The organism is Paraburkholderia acidipaludis NBRC 101816 (genome assembly GCF_000684975.1).
GTDB lineage: Bacteria > Pseudomonadota > Gammaproteobacteria > Burkholderiales > Burkholderiaceae > Paraburkholderia > Paraburkholderia acidipaludis.
This window is the reverse complement of sequence record NZ_BAXZ01000003.1, coordinates 201739-226601: the sequence shown is the minus strand read 5'-3', so window position 1 is coordinate 226601 and position 24863 is coordinate 201739. Positions and strand designations below refer to the sequence as shown.

General features: G+C 66.2%; 25 protein-coding genes. 2 read left to right on the top strand and 23 right to left on the bottom strand.

Going from position 1 to position 24863, the window contains the following annotated elements:
• Positions 1-15 precede the first annotated feature (15 nt).
• From BAC01S_RS03670 to ndk, 13 genes are all read right to left on the bottom strand, one after another.
• Entirely contained in the window at positions 16-207 is a 192-nt protein-coding gene (locus BAC01S_RS03670; RefSeq protein ID WP_027793544.1) for a DUF2065 domain-containing protein, read from the bottom strand.
• A 33-nt stretch (positions 208-240) separates the two neighbouring features.
• Complete coding sequence (locus tag BAC01S_RS03665) at positions 241-1140, bottom strand: SPFH domain-containing protein (protein ID WP_027793543.1); 900 nt, start codon at positions 1138-1140, stop codon at positions 241-243.
• Between the two features lie 13 nt (positions 1141-1153).
• Positions 1154-2569, bottom strand: a complete 1416-nt coding sequence (gene hflK, locus BAC01S_RS03660; protein ID WP_027793542.1) for an FtsH protease activity modulator HflK — start codon at positions 2567-2569, stop codon at positions 1154-1156.
• 81 nt (positions 2570-2650) lie between these two features.
• A complete protein-coding gene (gene hflX, locus BAC01S_RS03655) occupies positions 2651-3844 on the bottom strand; it encodes a GTPase HflX (protein WP_027793541.1) in 1194 nt (397 codons plus the stop codon).
• Positions 3845-3917: 73 nt separating this feature from the next.
• The gene (gene hfq / locus BAC01S_RS03650; RefSeq protein ID WP_027793540.1) at positions 3918-4154 is read right to left on the bottom strand and encodes an RNA chaperone Hfq; all 237 of its coding nucleotides are present in this window, start codon (positions 4152-4154) and stop codon (positions 3918-3920) included.
• Between the two features lie 163 nt (positions 4155-4317).
• Complete coding sequence (der, locus tag BAC01S_RS03645; protein WP_027793539.1) at positions 4318-5655, bottom strand: ribosome biogenesis GTPase Der; 1338 nt, start codon at positions 5653-5655, stop codon at positions 4318-4320.
• Between the two features lie 341 nt (positions 5656-5996).
• Positions 5997-7148: an outer membrane protein assembly factor BamB gene (gene bamB, locus BAC01S_RS03640; protein WP_027793538.1), complete on the bottom strand. Its 1152-nt coding sequence runs from the start codon at positions 7146-7148 to the stop codon at positions 5997-5999.
• Between the two features lie 61 nt (positions 7149-7209).
• The gene (locus BAC01S_RS03635; RefSeq protein WP_027793537.1) at positions 7210-7839 is read right to left on the bottom strand and encodes a tetratricopeptide repeat protein; all 630 of its coding nucleotides are present in this window, start codon (positions 7837-7839) and stop codon (positions 7210-7212) included.
• Between the two features lie 25 nt (positions 7840-7864).
• On the bottom strand, positions 7865-9202 hold the full coding sequence (gene hisS / locus BAC01S_RS03630; RefSeq protein WP_027793536.1) for a histidine--tRNA ligase: 1338 nt from the start codon (positions 9200-9202) through the stop codon (positions 7865-7867).
• 49 nt (positions 9203-9251) lie between these two features.
• Entirely contained in the window at positions 9252-10583 is a 1332-nt protein-coding gene (ispG, locus tag BAC01S_RS03625) for a flavodoxin-dependent (E)-4-hydroxy-3-methylbut-2-enyl-diphosphate synthase (protein ID WP_043201066.1), read from the bottom strand.
• A 101-nt stretch (positions 10584-10684) separates the two neighbouring features.
• A complete protein-coding gene (locus BAC01S_RS03615) occupies positions 10685-11812 on the bottom strand; it encodes a helix-turn-helix domain-containing protein (protein WP_027793534.1) in 1128 nt (375 codons plus the stop codon).
• Positions 11813-12019: 207 nt separating this feature from the next.
• On the bottom strand, positions 12020-13174 hold the full coding sequence (gene rlmN / locus BAC01S_RS03610; RefSeq protein WP_027793533.1) for a 23S rRNA (adenine(2503)-C(2))-methyltransferase RlmN: 1155 nt from the start codon (positions 13172-13174) through the stop codon (positions 12020-12022).
• Between the two features lie 143 nt (positions 13175-13317).
• A complete protein-coding gene (ndk, locus tag BAC01S_RS03605; protein WP_027793532.1) occupies positions 13318-13743 on the bottom strand; it encodes a nucleoside-diphosphate kinase in 426 nt (141 codons plus the stop codon).
• A 305-nt stretch (positions 13744-14048) separates the two neighbouring features.
• Here ndk and BAC01S_RS03600 point away from each other — a divergent pair, with 305 nt between their 5' ends.
• Positions 14049-14747, top strand: a complete 699-nt coding sequence (locus BAC01S_RS03600) for a Bax inhibitor-1/YccA family protein (RefSeq protein WP_027793531.1) — start codon at positions 14049-14051, stop codon at positions 14745-14747.
• A 101-nt stretch (positions 14748-14848) separates the two neighbouring features.
• Here BAC01S_RS03600 and BAC01S_RS03595 read toward each other — a convergent pair whose 3' ends face one another.
• The 10 genes from BAC01S_RS03595 to BAC01S_RS30205 all read right to left on the bottom strand — a co-directional run bounded on the left by BAC01S_RS03595 (position 14849) and on the right by BAC01S_RS30205 (position 24105).
• Complete coding sequence (locus BAC01S_RS03595) at positions 14849-15622, bottom strand: MBL fold metallo-hydrolase (RefSeq protein WP_027793530.1); 774 nt, start codon at positions 15620-15622, stop codon at positions 14849-14851.
• Between the two features lie 7 nt (positions 15623-15629).
• Positions 15630-16772 (bottom strand): outer membrane protein assembly factor BamC, encoded by a 1143-nt coding sequence (gene bamC / locus BAC01S_RS03590; protein ID WP_027793529.1) that lies wholly within the window; start codon positions 16770-16772, stop codon positions 15630-15632.
• A gap of 116 nt (positions 16773-16888) precedes the next feature.
• Positions 16889-17794, bottom strand: coding sequence for a 4-hydroxy-tetrahydrodipicolinate synthase (dapA, locus tag BAC01S_RS03585; protein ID WP_027793528.1), 906 nt, complete (start codon positions 17792-17794; stop codon positions 16889-16891).
• A 44-nt stretch (positions 17795-17838) separates the two neighbouring features.
• Complete coding sequence (locus BAC01S_RS03580; RefSeq protein WP_027793527.1) at positions 17839-18465, bottom strand: class I SAM-dependent methyltransferase; 627 nt, start codon at positions 18463-18465, stop codon at positions 17839-17841.
• A gap of 20 nt (positions 18466-18485) precedes the next feature.
• Positions 18486-19688 (bottom strand): tryptophan--tRNA ligase, encoded by a 1203-nt coding sequence (locus BAC01S_RS03575; RefSeq protein ID WP_027793526.1) that lies wholly within the window; start codon positions 19686-19688, stop codon positions 18486-18488.
• 4 nt (positions 19689-19692) lie between these two features.
• Positions 19693-20358 (bottom strand): site-2 protease family protein, encoded by a 666-nt coding sequence (locus BAC01S_RS03570; protein WP_027793525.1) that lies wholly within the window; start codon positions 20356-20358, stop codon positions 19693-19695.
• A 60-nt stretch (positions 20359-20418) separates the two neighbouring features.
• On the bottom strand, positions 20419-21054 hold the full coding sequence (locus BAC01S_RS03565; RefSeq protein WP_027793524.1) for an L-threonylcarbamoyladenylate synthase: 636 nt from the start codon (positions 21052-21054) through the stop codon (positions 20419-20421).
• Positions 21055-21269: 215 nt separating this feature from the next.
• Positions 21270-22100 (bottom strand): 3',5'-nucleoside bisphosphate phosphatase, encoded by an 831-nt coding sequence (locus tag BAC01S_RS03560; RefSeq protein ID WP_027793523.1) that lies wholly within the window; start codon positions 22098-22100, stop codon positions 21270-21272.
• Between the two features lie 155 nt (positions 22101-22255).
• Positions 22256-23140, bottom strand: a complete 885-nt coding sequence (locus BAC01S_RS03555) for an alpha/beta fold hydrolase (protein WP_027793522.1) — start codon at positions 23138-23140, stop codon at positions 22256-22258.
• Positions 23141-23202: 62 nt separating this feature from the next.
• The gene (locus tag BAC01S_RS30205; RefSeq protein ID WP_043201064.1) at positions 23203-24105 is read right to left on the bottom strand and encodes a ferritin-like domain-containing protein; all 903 of its coding nucleotides are present in this window, start codon (positions 24103-24105) and stop codon (positions 23203-23205) included.
• 226 nt (positions 24106-24331) lie between these two features.
• Between BAC01S_RS30205 and BAC01S_RS03545 the strand changes: the two genes are divergently transcribed.
• On the top strand, positions 24332-24856 hold the full coding sequence (locus tag BAC01S_RS03545; RefSeq protein ID WP_027793521.1) for a gamma carbonic anhydrase family protein: 525 nt from the start codon (positions 24332-24334) through the stop codon (positions 24854-24856).
• Positions 24857-24863 lie beyond the last annotated feature (7 nt).

Below are 24863 nucleotides of genomic sequence, written 5' to 3'. Positions count from 1 at the left end.
CTACTGTGAAGGCAATCAGGTTGCGAGCATCAGGATCACGAGGCCGAGGCCCATCACGATCAGCCCGCCGATCCGGATGTGATGCGGCGGCCGCTCGGCGATTCGACGAAACGTATCGCGCCAGGCCGTCGGAAAAACGAACGGGAACATGCCCTCGATAATCAGCATCAGCGCGATCGCGAGCAACAGGGAGCCAGCCAGGTTCATGCCAAAGAACGCGCCGTGCGCGCGGTGTCTCGTTTAGTGTTTGTGCTCAGGAGCCGCTGCCGGCGCCGTATCGCCGTTCGGGCCGCGCATGAAGCGGAAAAAGTCGCTCGACGAATCGACCACGACGACGTCGCCGGGTTTGAAGCTGTCGCGCAACGCCTGCATGCTCTGATAGAACTGGTAGAACTGCGGGTCGCGGCCAAAGGCCTCGGCGGCGATCGCGGCGGCCTTGCCGTCGCCTTCGCCCTTGATGGCCTGCGCCTGCGCATAGGCATCCGCCGCCACGCCCTGCTGCTTGCGCTCGGCATCGTCCTTGATCTGCTGCGCCTCGGCGGCGCCCTGCGCGCGCTCGGCGGCGGCGGCCTGCTCGCGTGCGGCGCTCATGCGCTTGTAGACGACATCCGCAAGTTCGGGCGGATAGTCGACGCGCGTGAGTTCGATGTCGATCACGTCGATGCCGAGCGGCGCCGCCGCCTCGCGCAGCGCGTCGCGCGCGCCGTTGGCGACGGCTTCCTGCTGCGCGAGCGCAGCGGTCAGCGTGACCTTCGAGAACGCGTCGGAAAGCGCGTCGCGCGACAGCGAGGCGAGCCGGTCGGCGAGCGTCTGCGGATCGCCCTTCGTCGCGGCAAAGAGCTTGAGCGGGTCGGCGATACGGTAGCGGATCACCGGGTTCACGAGCAGTTCCGTTTTGTCGGACGTCGTGTAGCGGTCCGCATCGGGCGCGTCGAACGCCTGGACGCGGGTATCGATGTAGGTCGCGGTCTGGAACGGCGGCGGCAGCTTCACATGCAGCCCCGGCCCCGCGAGCGTCGCCGGGCTGCCGCCCGAGGACGAAACGACGGCAACGTGACGCGGATCGACGACGAACACCGACGACGAGGCAACGAGCGCGGCCACGACAACGACAACGACGAGCGCAATGATTCGGTTCATGGGGTGCGCTCCGTTATTGCACGTCGTCTTCGCGAGTGCGGCTGCGGAACGCATCGCGCGAACGCAATGCGTCGCTCGCGGCCGCAGCGGCGTCGCTGGCTGAAGGCGCGGAGGCGGCGGTGGCCGGTTCTGCGGTGCCCTGCTGCTGCGCGCCGTCCTGGGCGCCTTGCGGCTGCGCATCGCTCGAGGCGGGCGCCGCCGCGGGCGACGCTTCCGAAGCGGCCGGCGCGGCACCCGACGCCGCGGCGGCGGCACGCTGACGCGTCGCGTCGACGATCTTGTCGAGCGGCAGATAGATCACGTTGTTGCCGGACTTGCTGTCGACGAACACCTTCGTCGTATTCGAGTAGATATGCTGCATGGTCTCCAGATACATGCGCTCGCGAATCACGGCCGGGGCCTTCGCGTACTGCGCGTAGACCTGCATGAAGCGGTCCGCGTCGCCCTGAGCTTCGGCAACCACGCGTTCGCTATAAGCCTTCGCGTCGTCGATCAGACGGGCACCGTCCGCCTGCGCGCGCGGCAGCAGCTCGTCGGCGTAGGCCTGCGCGTCGCGCTTCGCGCGTTCGCGGTCCTGGTGCGCCTTGGCCGCATCGTCGAAAGCCGCCTGCACCTGGTCGGGCGCCTGCACGCTCTGGATCGTGACGCCGGTCACGCCGAGCCCGGTCTTCGCCTCGTCGAGCGAATGCTGGATCGCGTCGGCGAGCTGCGCGCGGATCGGTTCGCGGTCGGCATACAGCAGGTCGTTCGTGCTGCGCGCGCCGACCACCGTACGCACTGCGGCCTGCGCGGCCTGCGTGACGGCGAGGTCCGGGTCGACGCTCTGGAACAGATAGTCGGTAGGCTGCTTCACCTGGTATTGCACCGTGAAGCGCACGTCGAGCATGTCGCCGTCGTGCGTGAGCACGGACGCGTCCTTGACGTTGGCCGGGCGCACGAGATTGCTGCGGCCGATCTCGACCGAGCGGATCTGTCCGACGTTCACCACCTCATGCGTCTGGAACGGATACGGCAGGCGCCAGTGGACGCCTTCCCCGACGGTCTGCCGGTACTGGCCGAACTGCAGCACCACGCCGGCCTGCCCCTCCTGGATGACATAGACGCCGCTGCCCACGTAGATCGCAATGAGCACGCCAATCACGATGCCGACGCCGATGCGCGCGCCGTTGCCGTTGTCGGGACGCGAGCCGAGGCCGCCGGGCCCCTTGCCCTTGCGGCCGAAGAACGCCGAGAGCCGGCGATTGAAATCGCGCCACATCTCGTCGAGGTCGGGCGGGCCATCGCCATTGCCGTTGCCGTTCTTGCCCGGCGGCCGGCGCGACTCGTCCGTGCGCTGGCCGTCGCCGTCACCGCGCCCCCAACGGGGGTCGTTCAGCGAGAAGAGGGTGCGCGCGCGCTGCCAGCCAGACCGCTTGTTGTAATCGTTCACCTGTGTTCGTTCACCAGAGTAGACAGCGGATCAATGCGTGCGGGCCGCGCCCGCCTCCACCGGCCGGCGCCGGGCACGGCGTCAGTGGCCGTGTTCCGATTCCCTGCGAGATTCGTGGGGCACCGCGTTCCAGTCGGCGGCGAGCGGTTGTGACGCGTCGGCGATCGCGCTGGTCATCCCGTTGTTCATCGGTTCAGCCGCCGCGATTTCGGCAATGGCGGCGCGCAGCGCATCCAGTCCGACGCCCGTGCGCGCGCTCAAAAAGACGCGCGAAATATTACCATATTCGTCCCGCTCGACCGTCCCGCCGCGGGCCGCCAGTTCGGGTACCGCGTCGATCTTGTTGAATACCAGCACCTGGCGGATCGTATCTGCGCCGATCTCGTGCAGCACCGCGTTCACCTGATCGATCTGATCGAGGCGCACGGAACTCGACGCGTCCACGACGTGCAGCAAAAGATCGGCCTGCACGGTTTCTTCGAGCGTCGCGCGAAACGCGGCGACGAGCTGGTGCGGCAGCTCGCGGATGAATCCGACCGTATCCGAGAGCACGATCTGCCCGACCTCGCCGCCCAGCCAGACGCGCCGCGACGTGGTATCGAGCGTCGCGAACAGCTGGTCGGCGGCATACGCCTGCGCCTTCGTCAGCGCATTGAAGAGCGTGGACTTGCCCGCGTTCGTATAGCCGACGAGCGACACCGACATGGTCTGGTTGCGCTGACGCTGGCGCCGCTGCGTGCCGTGCTGACGGCGCAGTTTGGCGAGCCGCCCCTGCAGCATCTTGATGCGCTCGCCGATCAGCCGGCGGTCGGTTTCGAGCTGCGTTTCGCCGGGGCCGCGCAGACCGATACCGCCCTTCTGGCGCTCGAGGTGGGTCCATGCGCGCACGAGGCGCGTGGCGAGATACTGCAGCTGCGCGAGCTCGACCTGCAGCTTGCCTTCGTGGCTGCGGGCGCGCTGCGCGAAGATGTCGAGAATGAGGCTCGTGCGATCCACCACGCGGCGGTCCAGCGTGCGCTCCAGATTGCGTTGCTGGGCGGGCGACAGTGCGTGATTGAAGATGACGATTTCGACGTCGTTCGCCTCGCAGGCAAGACGCAGTTCGTCGGCCTTGCCGCTGCCGATGAACATGGCGGCATCGGGGCTCGAGCGTCGGCCGGTGAGCGTGACGGCGGGATTGGCGCCCGCACTCTGTGCGAGCAGGCTGAGTTCTTCGAGGCTGGCGTCGAAATCGGTCTTGCCGAAGTCGATGCCGACAAGTGCGGCGTTGGTCAAATTAGCGGATGTCAAAATGAAAACGGCCGGTCCGGCTCGCCCTGGCGGCGCTCCGGACCGGCCGTACCGTGGATCAGGACGCTTCCGTGTCCGGGTGGAAGTTCACCGGACGAGCGGGCACGACCGTGGAAATGGCGTGCTTGTACACCATCTGTGTAACCGTATTACGGAGCAACACGACGTACTGGTCGAACGATTCAATGTTCCCTTGAAGCTTGATGCCGTTGACCAGATAGATCGAAACAGGCACGTGCTCCTTGCGCAGCGCGTTCAAAAACGGGTCTTGTAACAATTGCCCTTTGTTGCTCATAGCAAACTCCGTATTTTTTTGCAGGTTTAACTTGGATTGGGGCCGAAGAAAAAGAAATCCGGCACCCAATCGCTACACTATAGCCGATTCTCACAGGCTGGCGCGCATCCGGACCGTCCGGCCAGGGGCCATGAGAGCCGCCATGCGCGCGAGCGCACAGAACTCAGCTTTTGTCAGTGTAGGGATTCGTCGAGGAACGAAACTCTATGCGCAATGGAGTCCCGGTCAGCGAGAAAGTTTCCCGGAAACGGTTCTCCAGATAACGCTTGTAGGTTTCCGTGACCGCATCGAGCGCGTTGCCGTGGATCACGATGATGGGCGGGTTCTGCCCCCCCTGGTGCGCATAGCGCAGCTTCGGCCGCACCGGGCCGCGGCGACGCGGCTGCTGGAACTCCACCGCGTCGATGAGCGCGCGCGTGAGCTTCGGCGTGGGCAGCTTCGCCATCGCCGCGGCATAGGCGGCGTCGACCGAGCGCATCAGCGCGCCGATGCCGAACTTCTCCGTCGCCGAAATGAAGTGGAACTTCGCGAATTCGAGGAACTTCAGCTTGCGCTGCAGGTGGTGCTTGATCTGCTCGCGCGCGTGTTCGTCGAGACCGTCCCACTTGTTCACGGCCACCACGAGCGCACGGCCCTGCTCCACCACGAAGCCCGCGATGTGCGCGTCCTGGTCGGAAATCTCCTGATGCGCGTCCAGCATCAGGATCACGACGTTGGCATCCGAGATCGACTGCAGCGTCTTCACCACCGAAAATTTTTCGATGGCCTCGAACACCTTGCCGCGGCGGCGCAAACCGGCCGTGTCGATGAGCGTGTACTTCTTGCCGCCGCGCTCGAAGTCGATATAGATCGAGTCGCGCGTCGTGCCCGGCATATCGAAGGCGATCACGCGGTCCTCGCCGAGCAGCGTGTTCACGAGCGTCGACTTGCCGACGTTCGGGCGCCCCACGATCGCGATTTTCACGCCATGCTTTTCGGCGTCCTCTTCACTTTCCTCGGGCTGGTCGGCGTAGGCCTGATCGAGCGCTTCGCTGATCATCTCGGTCACGCCGTCGCCGTGCGCGGCCGAAATCGCGCGCGGGTCGCCGAGACCCAGCTCGTAGAAGTCCGCCGCAACCGACGTGTACTTCATGCCTTCGGCCTTGTTGATCACGAGGAAGATCGGGCGGCCCGTCTTGCGCAGGTAGTCGGCGATATGCTTGTCCTGGGGCGCGAGGCCGTTGCGTCCGTCACAGATGAACACGACGATGTCCGCCTCTTCCACGGCCTGGCGCGTCTGGCGCGCCATCTCGTGCAGGATGCCGTCTTTCGCGACGGGCTCGAAGCCGCCGGTATCGACCACGAGGTATGGACGCTCGCCCACCCGCCCCTCGCCGTAGTGGCGATCGCGCGTGAGGCCAGGCAGGTCGGCCACCAGCGCGTCGCGCGAGCGGGTGAGCCGGTTGAACAGCGTGGATTTCCCCACATTGGGGCGCCCGACGAGGGCGATTACGGGTTTCATCTGATCTTTTCTACGGTAAGGCGCGACGCCGGAAAGTCCGGCACGCCGCGCAGCAACGCCCTGCGCCTGCAGGGTGGCATCGGTTGCAAATTATCACGAAACGGGCGCGATGCCCGAGCCCGGCGTACGGGCCAGCGGACCCGAAATGTCGGGCGTTTGCCCGGAAAGCGGATGGAACGAAGTCGCCGCCCGCGACTGTTGCGCCGTTCAAAACGCGCGCGGCCGGCTTGAGCCGGCCTTGGGAGGGCGACGCCCGGCCTTGCCGGCGCGCCCTGATCGTCGATGAAGCTCTGCGAAGTTTCGGCGAGTCACCCTCAGGCGGCTCGCGCAACGAACATCGCTTACTGCTGCTGCGGACGCAGACCGTACAGGTCGCCGTCCTTCGTCTGCACGACGAGCGTGTTGCCGGCCAGCACCGGCGCCGCGACGATCGGGCTGCCGTCGGTCTTCACGCGCGAGACGAAGCTGCCGTCGTCGAGCGAGAGGAAGTGCACGTAACCCTGATAGTCGCCCATCACGACGGCGTGACCGAGCAGCACCGGCACGCTCAGGTCGCGGTTCTTGAGCTTGTCCGAACTCCACGCCTGCGCGCCCGTTGCCACGCTATAGGCATGCACGACCGACCAGTCGTCCGCGCCAACCACCGCGGCATCGTCCTGGGCAATGCCGCTCACGCTCGAGAACGGCTTTTCCCACAGCGCGCGGCCCGAATTCGCATCGAAGCAGCCAAGCTGGCCCTGGAACGTGACCGCGCACGTCGTCGCGCCGATCAGCGTGGGCGGCCCGCTCACGTCATTGATGCGCTCGACCTCGGTCACGCCCTTCGGATAGGACACCGGCGTTTCCCAGAACGCGTCGCCCGTCTGCAGGTTGATCGCCGCGAACGCGCCGCCCGGGAAGCCCGCCAGCACGGCCTGATCGCCCGCGAAGGTCATGCCGGCCGACACGCGCAGATTGAGCGGCACCGCGCGGTTGCGGTACACCCACTTCTGCTCGGCCGTCTGCGCGTTGAACGCGACGATCTGACCGTCGATCGTCCGCACGATCACGAGACCGTTGCCGACGAGCGGCGGCGAAATGATCTCGCCCGGCGCGGTAGCCTGCCACAGCAGCTTGCCGTTGTTGTCGAGCACATCGACCTGGCCCTTCAGGCCGCCCACGGCCGTCAGGTTGCCGTCGCTGCCAACGCCCGCCGAAAGGTCGTCCTTGAGCTTGACCTTCCAGATTTCCTTGCCGGTCTGCGCGTCGAACTTCGCGACCGAGCCGTTCGCGCCCGCCGCATAAACAGCGTCGCCCACGGCGACCGGCGAGAACAGGTAGCGGCCAGCCTTGCCGACACTCGCCTTCCATACCTGCTGGACGTTGAGCACCGGCTTGAACTCGGTGAGCGGCACCGGGTCGCGGCGCTCGTCCTTGCTCGACGAGCAGGCCGCGAGTGCAAGGACAGTCATCGCACAGGCGACGGGCACAACGTATCGTTTCAGCAGGTTCATCGGTGAGCGAAGCATGAATGGGTGGATTGAATGGGAATTCGCCGACGGGCGCTTTTGCGCGTTAGCCGCCCAGCGCGTCCAGCTTGAACTGGATCAGCTGACGCTCGGACGCATCGCTCTTCGGCAGGCTATCCAGTGCAAGCTGGTAGGCCGCGCGCGCGTCGTCGCGCTTGCCGGCGGCAGCCAGCAGGTCGCCGCGGCCGTCCGCCACGATGCCCTTGAACGGGCCCGAATCGGGTTGCGGAATCAGCGCGAGGCCCTGGTCGTAGGCCTTCTCGTCGAGCAGAAGCGAGGCGAGGCGCAGCTTCGCGATCTGGCGAAATTCGTCGTCCTTCGCATGGTCGGCCGCCCATTGCAGCTGCGCCTTCGCGCCCGCTTCGTCGCCGGCCATATAGAGCGCCTTCGCGACGCCCAGCGCCGTCATCTGCGCGTAAGCCGTGCCGCCGAAACGGTCTTCCATGTCCGAGGCGATGCGCGTGAGCAGCGCCTTGTCGCTGCCGCTCGCGGCCTGCTGCACCTGGTCGTACAGCACGGCGGCTTCGGCGGCCTGATGGCGTTGCCAGTAATTCCAGCCGTTCCATCCGGCGAGGGCGAGCAAGGCAATCAGAACGATCCAGGTGGAGGCATTACCCCACTGCGCCCACCATGCCTTGAAGCTCTCGATCGATTCCTGTTCGTCGTGGTAACTCATCGCGAAGCGATTCCTTGTTCTTTATTCAGTCGTCGCCGTCTTCGGCGGATGCAACCATCGCATTGATCAGATATTCGGTCAAGTCCTCGACCGGCACGGTCTGCTGCTCGTTGCGCGCCTCGGCGGCCATGCCGCGCAGGGGCTTCACGCCCACCACACCCTGCGCCACCTCGTCCTCGCCGAGCACCACGGCGAACGCCGCGCCGCTCGCGTCGGCACGCTTCATCTGCGACTTGAAGCTCGCGGTCTGACCGTCGGCGCTGCAGTGCAGGATCACGTCGAGGCCGGTGTCGCGCAGACGCTCGGCCACGATGAAGGCCTGCTCGCGCGCGGCCTCGCCCTGGTGGACAACGTAGACGTCGCAACCTTCGTCCTCGGGCACGAGGTCTTCTTCCTTCAGCAGCTCGAGAATGCGCTCGATGCCCATGGCCCAGCCGCATGCAGCCGTCGGCTTGCCGCCCAGTTGCTCGATCAGCGGATCGTAGCGGCCACCCGCCGCGACCGTGCCCTGGGCGCCGAGCTTGTCGGTCACCCATTCGAACACGGTCAGATTGTAGTAATCGAGACCGCGAACGAGACGCGGATTGATCTTGAACGGAATGTTGTTCGACTTGAGGATGCGCTGCAGCCCCTCGAAGTGGGCGCGCGACTCTGCGCCGAGGAAGTCGATCAGCTTCGGTGCGTTGTTCGCGATCTCCTGCAACGCCGGGTTCTTGGTGTCGAGCACGCGCAACGGATTCGTGTAGAGGCGGCGCTTGCCGTCCTCGTCGAGCACGTCGACGTGCTGCTCGAGGTACTTGATCAGTTCCACGCGATGCGCGGCGCGCTCTTCGGCCACGCCGAGCGTGTTGATCTCGAGCTTGATACCGGTGAGGCCAAGGTCATCCCACAGGCGCTGGCACATCAGGACGATTTCGGCGTCCGCATCGGGGCCCGCGAAGCCCAGCGCTTCCACGCCCACCTGATGGAACTGGCGATAGCGGCCGCGCTGCGGACGCTCGTGACGGAACATCGGACCGACATACCACAGGCGCTTCGGACCGTCATAGAGCAGGTTGTGCTCGATCGACGCGCGCACGGCCGCGGCCGTGCCTTCCGGACGCAGCGTGAGGTTTTCGCCGTTGAGCGCGTCGGTGAAGCTGTACATCTCCTTTTCGACGATGTCCGTCACTTCGCCGATACCGCGCGTGAAAAGCTGCGTGTGCTCGACGATCGGCGTGCGAATGTTCTGGTATCCATACGAACGGAGCATCGACTTCACCGTGGTTTCGAAGAAGTCCCACAGCCCTGCGTCCTGCGGCAGGATATCGTTCATGCCCTTCACGCCGGTGAGCTTTTCGGGCTTTCTTTTCTGTTCAGTCATCTGGTTGCGATAGACGGTGTTCGGTTGTGCGTACGGTCCGGCGCGCGGCTCAGCTGGCAACTGCGTTGCCCGCTTCGGCCTTGCCGTACTTGCGCGCGACGTAGTCGCTCACGATCTGCTGGAATTCCTGGGCAATATGATCGCCCCGCAGCGTCTTCACCTTCTCGCCGTCGATGAAGACAGGAGCGGCCGGGTTTTCGCCCGAGCCCGGCAGGCTGATGCCGATGTTCGCGTGCTTCGATTCGCCCGGGCCGTTCACGATGCAGCCCATCACAGCCACGTTCATCGTCTCGACGCCGGGGAACTCGTCGCGCCACAGCGGCATCTGCGCGCGCAGATAGTTCTGGATCTGCGAAGCGAGTTCCTGGAACAGCGTGCTGGTGGTGCGGCCGCAGCCCGGGCACGCTATGACCATCGGCGTGAACGAACGCAGCCCCATCGTCTGCAGGATTTCCTGGCCGACCACGACTTCGCCGGTGCGCGGCGCGCCCGGCTCCGGCGTGAGCGAAATACGGATCGTGTCGCCGATGCCCTGCTGCAGCAGCACGGAAAGCGCCGCCGTCGAAGCGACGATGCCCTTCGAGCCCATACCCGCCTCGGTCAGACCGAGGTGCAGCGCGAAATCACAGCGCTTCGCGAGTTCCTGATAGACGGCGATCAGGTCCTGCACGCCGCTCACCTTGCACGACAGGATGATCTTGTCGCGGCCGAGGCCCAGTTCAACGGCGCGCTCGGCCGAGCCGATGGCCGACTGGATCAGCGCCTCGTACATCACGCTCTGCGCTTCCCACGGCTCGCTGCGCGCGCCGTTCTCGTCCATCATCCTCGCCAGCAGATCCTGGTCGAGACTGCCCCAGTTCACGCCAATGCGCACCGGCTTGTCGTACTTCGCGGCCGCTTCGATCATCTGCGCGAACTGCGTGTCGCGCTTCGCGCCCTGGCCGACGTTGCCCGGGTTGATGCGGTACTTCGAGAGCGACTCGGCGCAGCCCGGATAGTCGCGCAGCAGCAGATGGCCGTTGTAATGGAAGTCGCCGACGAGCGGCACGGTCACGCCCATGCGGTCGAGCTGCTCGCGAATCGCCGGAACCGCCGCCGCCGCTTCGGGCGTGTTGACGGTAATGCGGACGAGCTCGGAACCGGCCTGCGCCAGTTCCTTGATCTGGATGGCGGTACCGATCGCGTCGGCGGTGTCGGTGTTCGTCATCGACTGCACGCGCACGGGCGCGTCGCCGCCGATCGTCACGAGATTGCCGCCCCAGCGCACATGCACGCCGTGCGATTTGCGGCGCGGCGCGTGGCCGCCGAGAACCGGTTCAGTCGAACAGATCTGGCTGATGCGGGACGAAGATTGCTGGTCGGTTTGCATCGAAAAACCCATTTACGCCTCGCGCGCCGCGGCAGGCTTGCGCCTCTCGCGCCGCGCGAATTGAAAAAGCGCCGCGGCCGGCAGTTCCGGCCGCGACACATGCCATGTCTTGATCAGGGCAGCACGAAGCGCGCCACGTTGCCGCGCGCCGACGCGTACTTCGACGCATCCACCGGCTGGCCGTCGATGGTCATCGACTCGATGCCGGCCTTGTTGCCCACCGTAATCTTAAGCGGCTCGATGCCCGTGATCTCGCGCGCGTCGCTGCCGTGGATCAAGCCGGAAAACACTTCCTTGCCGTCCTTCTGGCGCACATTGACCCAGGTGTCCTGCGTCACGCGGATCGCGAAGGTCGAGGTGTCCGCACCCGTCGCGTCGGGCAATGAGGCGGACTGCGCAGCCGCCGCTGTCGTCGCCGCTGGCGTGCTTGCCGCAGCCGGTTGCGCCGCGGCCGGCGCGCTGGCCGGCGCCACTGCGGCTGGCGCGCTCGGCACGGCCTGCGGCGCGCTGCCTGCCGCCGCCGGCGCGACATCCGACGGCGCATTCGTCTCGGTACCCGAAGCGATCGCCTCGCTCGCCGCCTCGTCGGCCGGCGCTGCCGACTGATCGCCCTGGGCCGCCGATGCCCCTTGGGCGCCCGCGGTCTGACCCTCGGTGACCGTCGAGGACGCCGCGTTGGGCTGGGCGGCCGCGCCGTTAGCCATCGCCTTCAGGCGCGCAAACCAGGCCGACGACTCGCCGCTGTTGGTGTGCCACATGGCAAGCGCAATCACGGCGACGATGACCGCCGCCACGCCCCACAGCCACGAACGGCGGCGCGGTGCCCCGCTGCCGCCGAGCGTGAGCGACACACGGCCGCCGCGCGGCAAGTCCGCCCCGGCCGAAGCCGGCATCGACAGATCCGGCTGCGGCACGCCGCGCTCCTGGCGCAGCGCCTGCGAAAACGGCGCGGGATCGGCGCCGAGCATCCTCGCGTAGCTGCGCACTACGCCGAGCGCGAAGGTGGTATCGGGCAACTGGGAGAGATCACCTGCCTCGAGCGCGCGCAGCTTGTTCACCGCCACTTTCAGGCGGGCCGAGACGTCCTCGACCGACCACCCCTTCGCTTCACGCAGCTGCGCGAGACGCGCGCCCGCCGCAGCCAGCGTATCGGGCACCGGCTGCACCGGCGACGGCGCGCCACCAGGCGCCGGACGACCTGCGTTGGTGTCTGTACCGAAAGGGTGCTGCGGCTCGCTCATCCCTAAATCCTTGCGTCGATTCTTTTCTATCCTGGAACCGGCCGGGCCGGCGCCTGTTCTGGCGCCCCGCCCCGATTCGCAGATCGTTTATAACAAAATGCGCGGCGTCTGTGCCGCTTCCGATCGCTTCTGCAACTTACTTTTCAATACAACCGATGACGACGCGTCCCCCGTGCGTTCGTCCCGGCTCTCCCACTGCCGGTGCATTCAGTGCTGCACCGGTCTCACTTCTATGATCTTGCGCGCCGTGCGCTCGGCGAGGCGTGTGCGGTCCTTCACCTCGCCCGCGAGCTGCCCGCAGGCCGCATCGATGTCGTCGCCGCGCGTCTTGCGCACGGTCGTCACGACGCCCGCATCCATCAGGATTTGCGCGAAACGCTTGATCGCCTCCGGTTTCGAGCGCAGCAAGCCCGATTCGGGGAATGGATTGAACGGGATCAAATTGAATTTGCACGGAACGTCACGCGTCACTGCGAGCAATTCGCGCGCGTGCTTTTCCGTGTCGTTGACGCCGTCGAGCATGCAGTACTCGAACGTGATGAAGTCGCGCGGCGCGACTTCCAGATAACGCCGGCAGGCCGCCATCAGCTCGCGCAGCGGGTACTTGCGGTTCAGCGGCACGAGCTCGTCGCGCAGCGCGTCGTTCGGCGCGTGCAGCGAAACGGCGAGCGCCACGGGCAGCTCGGCGCCCAGGCGGTCCATCATCGGCACGACACCCGAGGTCGAAAGCGTGACGCGCCGGCGCGACAGGCCGTAGGCGTTGTCGTCGAGCATCAGGCGCAGCGCGGGCACGACCGCGTCGTAGTTCAGGAGCGGCTCGCCCATGCCCATCATCACGACGTTCGTGATGACGCGCTCGCCCTTGCCCTCGCCGCCGGTCGCCCGGCCGCCCTCGACTCCCAGCAGCGAAGCGCGCAGCGCGAATTCCGCCATGCGCAGCTGGCCGATGATCTCGGCGGTCGTGAGGTTGCGTGAGAATCCTTGCTTGCCGGTGGAACAGAACCGGCAGTTGACCGCGCACCCCGCCTGCGAGGACACGCACAGCGTGCCGCGCGTCTCTTCGGGGATGAACACGGTTTCCACGGCGTTGCCGTTGCCCATGTCGACGAGCCACTTGCGCGTGCCGTCGGCCGAGACGTGATCGCTGACTATGCCCGGCATGCCGATGGTGGCGCGCCCTTTGAGCTTTTCGCGCAGCGATTTCGCCAGATCCGTCATGCCGTCGAAATCGGCGGCGTTGTACTGATGGATCCAGCGTTGCAGCTGTTTGGCGCGAAACGGCTTCTCGCCGAGGCTCTCGCAGTATGCGACGAGCCCCTCGGCGTCGAGATCGAGAAGGTTGACGGTGGAACTGCTCGTCATATCAATCCTGCCTTCAGCGCGAGAGCGCGTTCGCCGGGCCACGGTGCAGCTTCCGGGACCCTTGCGGGACTTCGGAACGAATGCCCGGGACCGGGATGAACGCCATTGCCGCTCGCGACCTGGATGCTGCTGACGTCGCCCGCTTAGCGCGAGTAGACGTTGACTTGCGGGAAGAAGAACGCGACTTCCACGGCAGCCGTTTCCGGCGCGTCCGAGCCGTGCACGGCGTTCGCGTCGATGCTGTCGGCGAAGTCGGCGCGGATCGTGCCCTTCTCGGCCTTCTTCGGGTCGGTCGCGCCCATCAGTTCGCGATTCTTCAGGATAGCGTTCTCGCCTTCCAGAGCCTGCACCATCACGGGGCCCGAGATCATGAAGTCGACGAGATCCTTGAAGAACGGGCGTGCAGCGTGAACAGCATAGAACTTCTCGGCGTCGGCGCGCGAGAGGTGAACCATGCGGGCGGCAATGATCTTCAGGCCAGCGTTCTCGAAGCGGCTGTAGATCTGGCCGATCACGTTCTTCGCCACTGCGTCCGGCTTGATAATCGACAGGGTGCGTTCGATCGCCATAAAAACTCCAGAAAATTAAGAGGTTACAAATCCAAACGAATCGTCAATTGTAGCATGTTCCCATGTATGATTGCGATTGGACCCTCATTGGCCGGCAAGCCTGGCCGAACGGGTATGAAGCCGGGCGCAAAACCGCTCCGCCAGCCTTTCAGCAAGGCTTAAGAATGACCGCTTAGGCTTCGTAACCATACCGGAAGTCGCGTGGCATCCTGTTGAAACTCCGGGCCGCCGCGCATATCTTACGAAAGAGCGGACCGCGCACCTGCCGCGCGCCGCGAACCACGCGTTTCACGCAAGGAGAAAGCATGAACGAGTACCCCTACAACTTCGGCCGCGGCGGCACTGTCATCCCGGCCGAGACCCGCAACCGCGTACTGCGCAACACCTACTGGCTGCTCGCGCTCTCGATGGTGCCGACGGTGCTCGGCGCGTGGGTGGGTGTCGCCACCGGCTTCTCGCTGTTCGCGGCCACGAGCCCGGCGATGAGCCTGCTTGCGTTCTTCGCGATCGCGTTCGGCTTCATGTTCGCCATCGAGCGCACCAAGAACAGCTCGGTCGGCGTATTCGTGCTGCTCGGCTTCACGTTCTTCATGGGCCTGATGCTCTCGCGGCTGCTGTCGTTCATCCTAGGCTTCTCGAACGGCCCGTCGCTCATCATGCTCGCCTTCGGCGGCACCGGCGTCATTTTCACCGCCATGGCCACGATCGCCACGGTCAGCAAGCGCGACTTCTCGGGCCTCGGCAAGTGGCTGTTCATGGGCGTAATCGTGATCCTGCTCGCTAGCGTCGCGAACATGTTCCTGCACCTGCCCGCGCTCATGCTCACGGTCTCCGTGCTGGCCATCGTGATCTTCTCGGCCTACATGCTGTTCGACGTGCAGCGTGTCGTGAACGGCGGCGAGACCAACTACATCTCGGCCACGCTCGCAATCTATCTGGACCTCTATAACGTCTTCGTGAACCTGCTCGCGCTGCTCGGCATCTTCGGCGGCAATCGCAACTAAGAGGGTCGAATCCCGCCATTAAGGCGGACACAAAAAAGCCCATGACACGAAAGTCATGGGCTTTTTTTCGCCTGTTGCCGGCGATCCCGGATCACGGCGAGTCAAAGCACGACCCAATCGAACCCCTCATCCTGCGAGGCGATGCCGATTTCCGTCAGCGCGTTGCCCAGCACGGCCGCCATCGCCGCACGCGCCAGCTCCGGCGTGTTGTTCTGCTGGCTCAGGTGCGCCGCAATCAGGTGCTGCAGCTTCGACCGGTCAAGCGCCGCGAGGATCCCTGCCGCCGCTTCGTTGTTCAGATGGCCGTGCGAGCCGCCGATGCGGGCCTTCAACGAGGGCGGATAGCGGCTCGCCGCCAGCATCGCGAGGTCGTGATTGCATTCGAGTACGAGCGCGTCGCAGCCGCCGAGCACCGCGTTGATATGCGGCGTCGATTCGCCGACGTCGGTGAGCACGCCGAGACGGCTCGCTCCGTCGCTGAAAACGAACTGGAGCGGCTCGCGCGCATCGTGCGGCACGGTGTAAGGCAATACGCCCAGCGCGCCGATTTCGACCGTTTCGTCACCCCACAGCACGTTCAGCTCGACGCCCGCGTCGTCGGCGCCCACCGCCCGCGCCGTGCCCCAGCTCGTGTAGAGCGGGATCGACCAGCGGCGCGCCAGCGTAAGCGCGCTGCCGATGTGATCGCTGTGTTCGTGAGTGATGAGGATGGCGTCGAGACAGCCCGCCTCGAGACCGGCCCGCGCGAGGCGCCGCTCGACTTCCTTCGCCGAGAATCCGCAGTCCAGCAGCACGCGCGTCGGGCGCGCGCCGCTGCCTGCTTCTACGACCAGTGCGTTGCCCTCGCTGCCGCTACCGAGGCTCGCGAAACGCACGACGATGTTAGTTGAGCTGCGAGTGCAGCGCGGTCACGATGCGCTGCGCGTCCGACGAGGTGTCGATCTGGCCGTTCTGGTCCACCACCGCCACCTGCGTCTGCGCGTCGCCCTTCGCGCGCACGGCGACCATGTATTCCGCGCCCTGATTCTTCGCGGCCGTCTTCGGGTTGTAGAACAGCTTGCCGAACAGGCCGTCGCCCTTCAGCTCCTGCATCGAGTCGGCGTAGCGGACGTAATAGATGCCCTTCTCGCGGTCCCGGTTGTCGACGGTGAAATTGGTACGGTCGAGCGCCAGGCCCACGCGCAGCCAGGCGCGATCGAACGATTCCGGCAGATTGAGCGTGGTCCCGTCGGCCGTATGGTCGATCTGGGCGACGGCGCCGGACGGGTGCGCGTCAGTCAGCAGTTGCTTCGATTGAGCGTCGGTCAGGCCGAACTTCTGCATGACCTTCGCGAGGAATTCTGCTTCGAGGGCCGGATCGCGCGGACGCTCGACCCACTTCGAGGTCGTCTTGTCCTGCCCCGTCAGCACTTCCTCCAGCGCGCTCTGCGTGATCGAGATATCGGTCTGGCCGTTCGCTCCGCGCGTCACGAGCGTGCTGAAGCGGTCGCGCGTGCCCGACGAGTACGCGAAATCGATCACGCGGCCGATCGTGCGGCGGAACCAGTCGTCCGGAATATTGGCGCGATTCTCCGCCCAGTCGGTCACCATGATGCCGGTGTCCGGCGAGTCGGTGGACAGCGTGAAGCCGTTGTCCTGCCAGAAGCTCTGCAGGATCGGCCAGAGGTCGTCGGGCGTGCGGCCGTCGACGACGAGCCAGCGGCGATCACCGTCGCGCTCGACATGCATGCCAAGCGGATCCTGCGCGCTCGGGCTACCGATCGTCGTATTGCCCGCGGCCGTCACCGAGCCCTTGGGTGCGCCGCCCAGTGCCAGCGAGGCCGGCGGTGCAACGTACTGCTGGCCGTTCGGCGCCGCCGAAAGATCCTGCGGCACGGTAAGCGGCGGCGCGCTCGTCGTGTCCTTGTAGTTGACCTTGTCCGACGCGAACATGTCGTTCAGCGACTCGCAGCCTGCGAGCGAGCCGATGGCCAGCGCCACCACCGCCAGGCGGGTTGCGTTGAGGGAGAGAGCAGAACGTTTCATGGAGACCTTCGTGATACGGGAACGCAAAGCCGGAACCAGTCGTGGATTTGGGCGGAAGTGGCGTCGGTTGTGAATATCGGGTGCTTGATGGCGGACCGGAATGGATCGGGAACCGGTCAGCCAATCAGGCCGGCTTCGCGCATCGCCGTACGCACCACGTCGTGGTAGCGCTCGTCGAGCGGCGTGAGCGGCAGGCGAATGCCGCCTTCCATGCGGCCGAGTTCCTGCAATGCCCACTTCACCGGAATCGGGTTCGATTCGATGAACAGGTTCTTGTGAAGCGACAGCAGCTTCAGATGAATCGCGCGCGCGGTCTTCGCGTCGCCTTCGATCGCGGCGCGGCACAGTTCGCTCATCTGGCGCGGCGCGACGTTCGCCGTCACCGAGATATTGCCGTGGCCGCCCAGCAGCATCAGCGCGATCGCGGTGGGATCGTCGCCGCTGAAAATCCTGAAGCCGGCCGGCGCGTGCTTGATCAGGTGCGCGGCGCGGTCGAGGTTGCCCGTGGCTTCCTTCACGCCGACGATGCCCGGCACCTGCGCGAGGCGCAGGATCGTCTCGTTCGACATGTCCGCAACGGTGCGGCCCGGCACGTTGTACAGCACCACCGGCAGGTCGACGGCCTCCGCGATCTTCGCGAAGTGGCGATACATGCCTTCCTGGGTCGGCTTGTTGTAATAGGGCACGACCTGAAGCGATGCCTGCGCGCCCACTTCCTTCGCATGCTTCGTGAGCTCGATCGCCTCGGCGGTGGAATTGCCGCCCGCGCCGGCGATGATCGGCATGCGGCCCGCGGCGTGCTCGACCGCCGTCCTGACCATCAGGATGTGCTCTTCGACGTTCAGGGTGGCGGACTCGCCGCTCGTGCCGACCACGACGAGCGCATCCGTCCCCTCTTCCACGTGCCAGTCGATCAGTTTGCGGAATGCCGGCAGGTCGAGACTGCCGTCTTCGTGCATGGGGGTGACGATCGCGGGAATGCTGCCGCGCAGCGTGATGCCGTCCTGAATGCCGTTAGCCATGAAACGTCAAAGAAATGAGTACGTTAAACCGCGATTGTAGCGGATTAACTGGTCAGATCGTAACGCGGTACGGGTAGTACCTGAGTCGCAGCTCCATTACCGTCCTTTTCGGGCATGTCGGACGCAGGCTGTCGGAGCAATTCGCGCACCGCGCAGATCCGCTGGACAAACGCCTGACGCGGTTGTGGGAGAAATCCGTCCTGATAGGCGATCACGCGCAGCGCGGGGGTGCAGGCCGCGAGCAGCTCGCCCGGGGCCAGCAGAAACGCGGGATTGGAGGGCTTGCCGACCGTCTCGTTACCTTGCGCGAAGGTCTCGTAGATCAGCAGGCCGCCCGGCGCGAGTGCGTCGATCAGACGCGGCATCAACGGCCGGTGCAGGTAGTTCGTCACGACGACCGCCGCGAAGCGCCGCTCAGGCGCGAGCGGCCAGGGCGCGCCTTCGAGGTCGCATTCGAGCGTCTCGATGCCCGTCACGCCCCGCATCGTGGCGAGCGCGGCCGCGTCGCGATCGAGCGCCGTCACCGGATGACCGCGCTCCGCGAAAAAGCGCGCATGGCGCCCGGCCCCCGAAGCCACGTCGAGCACCGCGCCTCCCGGCGCGACGAGATGCGCCCAGCGGCGCACCCAGCGCGACGGCTCGGAGAGCGTGCCGGCGCCTTCTGCGGGCATCGTGCTCACGGCAATCGCGCTCAGTTGTACGACAGGCCCATGACCTCGCGCACGTCGCGCATAGTCTCGTTCGCGAACTTGCGGGCCTTGTCGCAGCCGTCCGCGACGATCGCGCGCAACAGCGAAGGGTCGTCCATGTACTTCTGCGCGCGCTCGAGCATCGGCTGCTGCTCGCGCAGAATGCCCTCGATCACCGGCTGCTTGCATTCGAGGCAACCGATGCCCGCCGAGCGGCAGCCCTTCTGCACCCACTCGTGCGTCGTTTCGTCCGTGTAGACCTGGTGCAGCTGCCAGACCGGGCACTTGTCCGGGTCGCCCGGATCGGTGCGGCGCACGCGCGCCGGGTCGGTCGGCATGGTGCGGACCTTCTTTTCGATGGTCTGCGCATCTTCGCGCAGGCCGATCGTATTGCCGTACGACTTCGACATCTTCTGGCCGTCGAGGCCCGGCATGCGCGACGCTTCGGTGAGCAGCACCTGCGGCTCCGGCAGGATGATCTTGCGCGAGCCTTCGAGATAGCCGAAGAGGCGTTCGCGATCGCTCATCGACAGGCTCTGCGATTCGGACAACATCGCGCGCGCCTGCTCGAGCGCCTCTTCGTTGCCCTCCTGCTGGTACGCGTTGCGCAGCTCGTGATAGAGCTTCGAGCGCTTGCCGCCCAGCTTCTTCGCGGCCTCGTTGGCCTTCTCCTCGAAGCCCGGCTCGCGGCCGTACATGTAGTTGAAGCGGCGCGCCATTTCGCGCGCCATCTCGACGTGCGGCACCTGGTCCTCGCCCACCGGCACGAGCGAAGCGCGGTACAGCAGGATGTCGGCGGCCATCAGCACCGGGTAGCCGAGGAAGCCGTAGGTGCCGAGGTCCTTGTCGCGCAGCTTCTCGATCTGCTCCTTGTAGGTGGGCACGCGCTCGAGCCAGGAGAGCGGCGTGCTCATGCCGAGCAGGAGCGCCAGTTCCGCGTGCTCGGGCACACGGCTCTGGATGAAGAGCGTGGCCTGGTTCGGATCGATGCCGGACGCGAGCCAGTCGATCAGCACCTCCCAGACGTTCTTTTCGATGACCTCGGGCGTTTCGTAGTGCGTGGTGAGCGCATGCCAGTCGACCACGCAGAAGAAGCACGGGTACTCCGACTGGAGCCGCACCCAGTTTTTCAGCACGCCGTGGTAGTGGCCGAGGTGCAGCGACCCGGTGGGCCGCATGCCGGAGAAGATACGGTCTGGGAACATGATGTTATGAAAAGAGCGAGACGAGTGGGGTAAGGAGGGCCGTGACCGCGTCGTAGCCGAGCGAGACGAGCGGGCGCAGCCAGAATCGGGTGAAGATGCCGGAGACGAGCAGCGCCATCACGATGATGAAACCATAGGGCTCGAGGCGCGAGAGCGCAATGCTCGCGCGCGTGGGCAGGAGCGCCGCGAGCACGCGGCCGCCGTCGAGCGGCGGCAGCGGAAAGAGATTGAGCACGCCGAGCACGAGGTTCACGCCGACGCCCGCCGCGGCCATGCGCGTGAAGAACGGCTCGTCGATGCCGAGCACCGCCAGCGCGACGCCGAACACGCCCCACACGATCGCCTGCACGAAGTTGCACGCCGGACCCGCCGCCGCGACCCAGAGCGTGCCCCAGCGCGGATTGCGCAGGCTGCCGAACGAGATCGGCACGGGCTTGGCATAGCCGAACACGAAGGCGCCGTTCGTGAGGAAATAGAGGATCAGCGGCATCGCGATCGTGCCGATCGGATCGATATGGCGCATCGGGTTGAACGACACGCGGCCGAGCACGTAGGCGGTGTTGTCGCCGAGCGCGCGCGCCACATAGCCGTGCGCGGCCTCGTGCAACGTGATGGCGAAGATGACCGGGAGGGCGTAGACGACGATCGTCTGTATCAGGGAAGCATCCATGGCGCGGTATTGTATCAATGCGCCGGCCTACGGTCGGCGGGTTGGCGGGCCGGCGGTGGCTCAGGCCTCTTCTTCGAGCCCGAACGGTGCGAGGCTGCCCCGCCCCGCGCGCACGAGCACCGGCTCGCTGCCCGTGAGGTCGATGATCGTAGAAGGCTCGCGCGGACACGCGCCGCCGTCGATCACGAGGTCGAGCTGTTTTTCGAGGCGCTCGCGGATCTCCTCGGGGTCGTTGAGCGGCTCGCTGTCGGGCGGCAGGATCAGCGTGGTGGCAAGCAGCGGCTCGCCGAGCTCTGCGAGAATCGCGAGCGGAATCGCATGGCCCGGCACGCGCAAGCCGATCGTCTTGCGCGATGGATGCGAGAGCCGGCGCGGCACTTCCTTGGTCGCCTGCAGCACGAACACGTAGGGCCCCGGCGTCACCGACTTGATAAGCCGGTACTGCTGGTTGTCCACCATCGCGAAATTCGCCAGCTCCGAGAGATCGCGCACCATCAGCGAGAGCAGCGCCTTCTCGTCGAGCCCGCGGATACGGCGCAGACGCTCGGCCGCCGCCTTGTCGTCGATACGCGCCGCGAGCGCATAGCTCGAATCGGTCGGCAGCGCGATCACGCCGCCCTCGCGGACGATCTGCACCGCCTGCTTGACCAAGCGCGGCGGCGGATTCTCGGGATGAAGCCGAAAGTACTGGGACATGGCAGGGATCAGCTAATCAGCGAACAAGAGGCGGCAGGAGACGTTGGGAGCCTGATCGTACTTCAAACCGCGTCTTTCAATGTGTGTACGGCCACACGGTACGTCAAGGGGCGGCAAACGCTGCGGCGGGGGTGCGGTGAAGCGCGCAAAAGGCGGTGCGGGACGGCGTGCGAGGCGTGCGAGACGCGCCACGCATGACATGCGGGCCGCACGGCCTACAGCCATCGCTGCCAGACGGGCGTAAGGCCGGAAGGCAGGGGCGGCAGGCTGCCGGGCAGGATAACATCCGGGCCGGGAGCGTGGAAATCCGAGCCGCGCGACGCCTCGAAGCCGAAGCGGCGCGCGACGGCGGCGTACTCGCCGTACTGGTCCGGCGTGTGGCTGCCCGTCACCACCTCGATGGCCTTGCCGCCGAGGTCGATGAACTCGCCGAAGAACGTATCGAATTCGAGCGCCGTGTAGCGATAGCGGCCCGGATGCGCGACGATCGCCTCGCCGCCCGCCGCCTGGATCCAGCCGACGGCGTCGGCGAGCCTGGCCCAGCGGTGCGAGACGTAGCCGGGCTTGCCTTCGCCGAGCCAGCGCGAAAACGCATCCTGGGTGTTCTGCGCGCGGCCCGATTCGACGAGGTGGCGGGCGAAATGCGTGCGCGAGATCAGGTCGGGATTGGAGACATAGCGCAGCGCGCCTTCATAGGCGTCCGGGATGCCCAGTTCGCCAAGCCGCTCGCCGATCGCTTCGGCGCGAGCGGCGCGGCCGTTGCGCGTGCGCGCGAGCCCTTCCAGGAGCGCCTGGCAGTCGGGATCGACGTTGAGCCCGACGATATGCACGGTGCGCGACGCCCACGTGACCGAAATCTCGACGCCGCACAGGTAGCGCACGCCGAGCGCCGTAGCCGCCTCGCGCGCCTCGTGCTGGCCGCCCACTTCGTCGTGATCGGTGAGCGACCACAGCGTCACCCCGCCCGAGTGCGCCAGCCGTGCGACGGCAGCGGGGGCCAGTTGGCCGTCCGAGACGGTGGAGTGACAGTGCAGGTCGGCGTTCATCGCTATCCAGTCAGGAATCAGCCGTTATTTTACTGCAATGCAATGAGGCCGTCCGGGGCCGGACAACCGCCCGCTCGCGGCAATCCTCCTCACGATGCCTCGCGATGTTATGCGCACAAACTCGGGCCAGAACGCTTTCGTCGCGAGTCTTGCGGCTATGCGCAGAACGCCTCGATCAACTGCGCGACGATCTCCGGCTGGTCGTGATGAACCATATGCCCCGCGTCGTCGATGATGCGTTCGCGCCAGTCGGGAAACGCTTCGAAACGCGCCCTGAACTCCGCGATCGGCACCGCGCCCGCCAGCCGCGCGAGCGTCTCCGATCCGGCTGCCTCGACGTGCAGCACCTTGGCACGCACCTGCGACCAGATCGCTGTCACCTCGTCGATTCGGTACAGGAGCGGGCTGCGCATCTTGTGCGCTGCGTCGGCGAGCAGCATGTAGCCGCCCTCCCCGTCGGGCTTCGACCAATGTTGTGCGAGAAAACGCGCCCGCGCAGCGGCGAGGCGCGGATTCGTCTTCACGAGGCGCGCGGCCACGTCGTCGAGCGACGCGTAGCGGCGCAGCGCCGGCGGCTCGCGCAGCTCGTCGAGCCACGCGCGTACCCGCTTCGGCGCCTGGCCGGCCGCGGTGGCCGGCATGCCGAAGCCTTCGAGATCGACCACCCGGCGCACGCGCTCCGGCCGCACGCCCGCATAGAGGCACGAGATATTCGCCCCCATGCTGTGGCCGACCAGATTCACCTCGCCAACTGGCGCGTAACGTTCGAGCAGGCCGTCCAGATCGGCGAGGTAGTCGTAGAACCAGTAGCTGCCGCCGCCCTGCCGGGCAGCCGGCCAATCGGAGAGGCCGAAGCCGCGCATGTCGGGCGCGATCACCTGCCAGTTGCCGCCCAGCGCGTCGACGACGAACTGAAACGAGGCGGCGACGTCCATCCAGCCATGCAGCATGAACAGGATGGGGGCGTCATCGGCACCCCAGCGGCGCACGTGCAGACGGATGCCGTTGACTTCGGCGAATTCGGAGCGGGAGGCGTTCATGCGCAGGCCAGAAAAAGAATGATCGTTCGATTATATCGGGCGATTCTGTCAGATGCTTGCGCTTATTTTTCGTCGCTGCTTTGGCGATCTCCCGGTTGCCTGCGCATATCGGCGGCCGCCTGCTCCGCGGCATCCTGCGCGGCGAGCGTATCCAGCTCGGCCTGATCGAAGCCCGCCGAGCGGCGCGCCTCCAGGTTGAACGGCCCGCGCATCTTCGGCGCGTTGTACTGTTGCGCCAGCGCGAGCCAGGCCGTGTGCGGATCGAGGCCTCGGGCGTCGCACAGATGGCGGAACCAGTGATTGCCGATCCGCACGTGTCCCACCTCGTCGCGCAGGATCACGTCGAGAATCGCAGCCGACTCGTTATCGCCCGCCTGCACGAGCCGCGCGCGGATCGGCGGCGAGGCATCGAGCCCGCGCGCTTCCAGCACGCGCGGCACGAGCGCCATGCGCGCGAGAACGTCGTCCTGGGTGCGCTCGCACATCTCCCACAGTCCGTTGTGGGCCGGGAAATCGCCATAGTCGTGGCCGTAATCGGACAGGCGGGCCCGCAATAACGAGAAGTGATACGCCTCCTCCGCAGCAACTTTCAACCAGTCGGCGTAGAACGCGTCGGGCAGGTCCGGAAAACGCCAGACGGCGTCGAGCGCGAGATTGATGGCGTTGAACTCGATATGCGCCAATGCGTGCAGCAGCACCACGCGGCCTTGCGCCGTGCTCATGCTGCGCCGTTGCAGCAGACGCGGCTCGACCAGTTCGGGCCGCGCTGGCCGCCCTGGCAGGCCAGCGGGCACTGCGATCCTGAGCGGCGCGCCCCAGCGCGGCGCATCGCGCGCGCCGGCGTCTACCGTGCGCGCGTGCAGGGACCGCACCGCGGCGGCCTTGGCGACAGGGTCGCGCTCGCGCAGCGCGGCGAGCGCGCAAAGGCGCCAGTTTTCGGGCGCGTGCGGCACATGGCCCGCCATCGCGGCATCACGGGAAACAACGAAACTCATCGGCAACCAGGGGAAAGCGAAAATTGGAGCAGGCACGCCGCACGGCACGGAAAGCCGTCCTCGCGCAACCGTTTACAATACGCGATTCACCCGCCGGGCGGTTCGGGCCGCAGCGTAGAGGCGCCGCGCGCCGCGGCCGCTTATCGGCAGTACGTCGCGACAACCCAGCGCGACAACACATCGGAGACATAACACCGTGACCATCTACAAGCTTGGCGAAGCCGCACCCAACATTCACGAGAGCGTGTTCGTGGCGGACAACGCGACCATCGTCGGCAATGTGACGCTCGCCGAGGATTCGAGCGTCTGGTTCGGCGCGACGCTGCGCGGCGACAACGAGCCGATCAGGATCGGCGAGCGCAGCAACGTTCAGGAAGGCGCGGTCCTGCACACGGACCCGGGCTACCCGCTCACGGTGGAAGCCAACGTGACGATCGGCCACCAGGCCATGCTGCACGGCTGCACGGTGAAGGAAGGCGCGCTGATCGGCATTCAGGCCGTGGTCTTGAATGGCGCGGTGATTGGCCGCAACTGTCTGGTCGGTGCGGGCGCGGTGGTGACCGAAGGCAAGGTGTTCCCCGACAACTCGCTGATTCTCGGCGCACCGGCAAAAGTGGTGCGCGAACTGACCGAGGCCGACATCGCAGGTCTCAAGCGCAACGCCGACGTGTATGCGAAGCGTCGCGAGTTTTTCAAGGCGCAGCTCGTGCGGATCGGCTAGCGGCCGC